Source organism: Rhodococcus sp. P4_B6 (assembly GCF_056402215.1).
The window spans coordinates 1-1,106 of the sequence record NZ_JBFUHV010000451.1; the positions used below are offsets into that span (position 1 = coordinate 1).

General features: G+C 62.4%; 1 protein-coding gene. It reads left to right on the top strand.

All coding sequences use genetic code 11. The features are described 5' to 3' along the window. Window positions 1–607: 607 nt before the first annotated feature. The coding region (locus AC1DWT_RS51480; RefSeq protein WP_477926302.1) for a DUF2971 domain-containing protein at window positions 608–1,106 on the top strand (499 nt) is incomplete at its 3' end.

Here is a 1,106-nt window from a genome sequence, read left to right on the forward strand (position 1 = left end):
CCTTTAGGCGTACCGAAAACGGAAACCTCGGCAGAAGGCCTGATCGAGACATCCGGTCCTCGGAACACGAGAAAGCCCCCGCCGCTGTAGGAGGTGGCGAGGGCATCTTCTCGAAACCCCATCCACCAGGCATGACTTCAGGAGGCTTCGATTACCACGGTACCGACCCCCACCCAGCACAACAACGGCGACCCGCAGACGACCAGCACATCGTCCCGGCACCAGGTTCTCTGGCTCGGGCTCATCGTTGTCTCGATCTGCGCGATCATCGCCCTCATCGTGTACTCCCCGGCTCCCGCCGTCGGCGTCACCGCGTTGGCAGCTCTCCTCGGTGGCAGTGGCCTCCGAGCTGTCGTCCGGAAGCGGTAGCGCAGGGCCGTCCTCGTCCCGGAGAGGACGGCCAGCACTTCCCATTGCGGGACCTACCTGCACGACATCATCTTCATCATCTGTCGCTGGCCATGCCGCACGACCACATGGACATGCCACAGCCTCCACTGGTTGCCGTCGGCCGTACCGACGACGTCCCTGAAAGGATCACTTGACCTTGCACAACATCGATGAGTTGCTCCACACGAAGCGGCTGCTCATGGCCGAGGTCCCCGAGATGCTGTTCCACTACACCGGCGCCGCCTCCGTGATCTCGATCATCGACAGCCGGCAGTTCTGGGCCGGCATACCCGAGCAGATGAACGACGGGGAGGAGCTCCACCGAGCCTTCCGCTGGCTGGGGGTCATCGCGGGTAGCACCTCACTTGACACGGAACGACCCGCATTCGACCGGCGATTCGGTAAATGGGTGCGAGAGGAAATCGGTTCCGGCTACGCGATCAAAGGGCCGCCCTCATTCGTGATCTCACTCAGCGTGCAAGAGGACTCCCTCTCGCAGTGGCGGGCGTACTGCAAAAGTGGCGATGGTGTTTGCCTCGGCCTACCTGGTGATCTGATCCGGATCGCTTCCGAGAAGCAAGACTGGCTGCTCGCCCCCTGCATCTACGACGAGGACGACGTCGAGAAGATGGTCAAGGAGTTGTTCGAGTGGCATCTCGCCAAGCGCCGGGAAGACAACACACGCATCGGTAGTGTCCCCGCGGACGATCCATCCC